Raw genomic sequence first — 3,598 nt, 5'->3', positions numbered from 1 at the left:
ATCTGACGTCTCTTGCCGGCTCTCTGTCCTGTGCTAATCAGGTCTTGCGCTTGGGATCATCACTACCCGCTCTAAATATTGTCTTCTGCTTGAGCATTATTGCGCCGCAAAAAATCAAAATGTAGCCTTATCTGCACCAAGCTCTCAATGGCTGAGTTAAACCTTTTTTATAAGAATACATCAGGATAACACAGATTTTTACATATTATTCCCTTTTAATTTTATCTAGCTATATCGCTGATTGTAATAGTTTAGTATGAAATTTTCGTATTATCGTCAGTAGAACAGATAACTTCTCTTTTAATAGAAATTTAGTGTCTATTATTCGTTTGAAGCTTTGTAACAAGACGGCGCTGCCTTGCAAGATATATCCTGTTACTAGTCTAAGAAAAATATTAACATTTTTGATTAAAGATTCTTGCCGACGATACTTTTGCGATGACTTCTATATCGCTATTTTAAATTGTAAATTTGATTTATCCCACACATTTATATGTGACTGTAATAAACTTATTGTGCATATAATGAAATTATCTATTTTATAAAAAATCAAATTTTTATTTTGTAATACTGTTTAAAATATTATTTGCAATACTAGCAACATAGTTTCCTTTTTAATATGATTAACTATTATGATATTTCCAACATTCTTTCAAGGGATTCAACTAATCCGTTTATAAATCCAGATTTTTGTTCTATAAGAATATTTTCCACAGGACAACTGCATTGCGAAACACAGGTTGCTACTTTTTGCTTTATTTTGTTTTCTACTTCATCGTTCCACATGCCACCCTGATTTAATCTTGCATCTTTGACCCTATCGGACCATTTTTTATTGTTTCTAAATTCTTTACAGTTTAAATTAATTTGAAAGTCGTCCAATAGCACTTTTTCATACACTTCTGTTTTTAAACAATCTTCAATCTCCGAATCTGGGCTCCCGTTACAAATGGTTAATTTATAATCGGCTTCCGTAATTAATGATTTCGATAAAGCTAGTCTTATTGCAGAGCGCCCAGCCTCATCATGGTCTAGTAGTATAAAAAATTTACACATACTATTTTTTAAATCAAGAATATCGTGAGCTAAATTACCTGTTCCACCTAAAGGTTTTATAATTAACTTATTACTTGAAATAGCTGAATTAATTTTTTGGCTTTTGTGTGATAAAATTTTTGACAAAATTATTTTATCTTCCTCCCCCTCCACAACCAATACATGGCTAGCGCTTTTCAAATTATCTGATGGTAAAACACCTAAAATATTTCTTATTTCAACAATATTTTTTGCAGATTGAGCAGTTCCAGAATTTACTATTACATTAGACTTGATATTATTGCGTTGTACAAATAAAGGATTATGTGTTGTTATTATAACTTGATTATTTTTAGAGATATTTTGAATAACCTCTATTAAACTATGAATCGCGCCTGAATGCAAGTGGGATTCTGGCTCTTCTATCGCTATAATTGATGCCCCCGTTGATGACTTCATATCCTTCAGTATCGCTAAAGTCACAAGACTTTTTATTCCATCGCCCTTATAGCTTATACTTGTAGGAATTCCATCGTCAATTATTATTTCGACATCGCTTCTAAAATATCTATAAGAACGCATATGATTATTTTGTATTATACTGACATCTTTTAGGTCTGGTAAAAAAACTTTTAACGGTTCTAATAGTTGTTTAGAGATTGTATCTAAAACATTTTGTTGCAATTCATTAATCTTATTTATTGCATTTTTATACTCATCTTCTTCATTTATTGAATCCATCCTTTGCGATATTACATCTCTCAATACGTCTATTGCCATTTCATCAGTTCTAACAGCTTGTATATAGTTAAAAGTTAGTCTATTGGAAATAAAGTTAGCAACTTGCTTAGATTTTTTGTTATACGAAGAACTACCTTTTTTGGGGACTTCAATTGTTGGCCTATTATCTTTATCAACTTTAATTGTTATAGGTATATCTTCATTTCCCTTTATTTTTGTTTCTCGATGAAAGTCATTAAGCTCTTGTCCTTCTAGTTTAAATTCTAGCTTAAAAATAGACTCTAATCCGCTTCGTCGTTCTTTTAATTGCAAAGGAAAATCCCTATCCCAATCATAGTCTCTTGTTGGTCTTATCCTCATAATTGGGCGCCTTCCATGCTCAATTAAAATACTCATTGCCGCATTTAATGCCATTAATAAGTTAGATTTTCCTTCATTGTTCTTACCAACCAAAACAGTAAAATTTTCTAAACTAATTTTATATGCTTTTGTTATACTTCTATAATTTGTAACAGAAAATTTTATAAGTTTCACTCCCCCCCCTAATACAATCCTATTCCCACTCTATCGTTGCGGGCGGTTTGCTCGAGATGTCGTAAACTACGCGGTTGATGCCGTCTACTTCGTTTATGATGCGGCGAGAGACATTTTCTAGCAGGTCGTAAGGCAGGCGCGAGAAGCTAGCCGTCATTCCGTCGCTGGCGTCTACTACGCGTATGCACACGGCGTTTTCGTAGGTGCGGTTATCGCCCATGACGCCCACGGAGTGCACGTTTAGAAGCACGCAAAACGCCTGCCACGTTTTGTTGTACCAGCCGCTTGATTTTAGCTCGTCGCGCAGGATCACGTCGGCTTTGCGCAGTAGCTCGAGGCTCGGCGTATTTACCTCGCCCATTATGCGGATCGCAAGGCCAGGACCTGGGAATGGATGGCGGAAAACTACTTCGCGCGAAAGGCCTAGTTCGAGTCCCAGCTGGCGCACTTCGTCTTTAAAAATTTCGCGCAGAGGCTCGATCAGTTCAAATTTCATATCCTTAGGCAGGCCGCCTACGTTGTGATGGCTTTTGATCGTCTTGCTTGAGCCTGCCACAGAGCTTTCGATGATGTCGGTATAGAGCGTGCCTTGAGCTAGAAATTTTACGTTTTTGTATTTTGCCGCTTCTTTGCTGAAAACCTCGATGAAGGTCGCGCCGATGATTTTGCGTTTTTGCTCAGGATCGACCACCCCTTTTAGCCTGCTTAAAAATAGCTCGCTAGCATCGATCACGTCTAAGCTCACGCCGAGTTTGAGTCTAAACATCTCCTCTACCGCCTTGCGCTCGCCCGTGCGGAGCAGTCCGTTATCGACGAAAACCGCTATTAGGCTCTGTGGCACCGCATGTGCCAAAAGCGCCGCTACGACGGAGCTATCTACGCCGCCGCTTACCGCGCAAAGTACCTTCGCGTTGCCTACGCGCTCTTTGATCTTGATCATCTGCTCTTTGGCGAAGCTACCCATGTTCCAAGTGCTGCTCAGCCCGCATATCTCTTTGGCGAAATTTTTTAAAATTCTATCGCCGAAGCGGCTGTGGCAGACCTCGGGGTGAAACTGTAGAGCGTAAATTTTACGGATCTCGTCGCCGAATACGCACCACTCGCTCTCATCCGAGCTAGCTAACACGTCAAAGCCGCCGGGAAGGCTCTCGACTTTGTCCGAGTGGCTCATCCATACGGTCGAGTTATCCCCCACGCCGTCGAAAAGTCTGCTGGCACGGAGCAGCTTCAAAGAGGCTTTGCCGTACTCTTTTTTGCTTGCGGGCACGACGCTGGCGCCGAATTTATG

General features: G+C 39.0%; 2 protein-coding genes. Both read right to left on the bottom strand.

Annotation, left to right across the window (positions count from 1 at the left end; genetic code table 11):
* Positions 1-630: 630 nt before the first annotated feature.
* Positions 631-2,310 (bottom strand): AAA family ATPase, encoded by a 1,680-nt coding sequence (locus Q0605_RS08610; protein ID WP_298706199.1) that lies wholly within the window; start codon positions 2,308-2,310, stop codon positions 631-633.
* 19 nt (positions 2,311-2,329) lie between these two features.
* Positions 2,330-3,598 (bottom strand): glutamine-hydrolyzing GMP synthase (guaA, locus tag Q0605_RS08605; protein WP_298706196.1); only part of this gene is annotated, 1,269 nt, incomplete at its 5' end.

It is taken from the genome of uncultured Campylobacter sp. (genome assembly GCF_938017705.1).
Taxonomy (GTDB): Bacteria; Campylobacterota; Campylobacteria; order Campylobacterales; family Campylobacteraceae; genus Campylobacter_B.
This window is presented reverse-complemented; position numbering and strand designations above follow the sequence as displayed.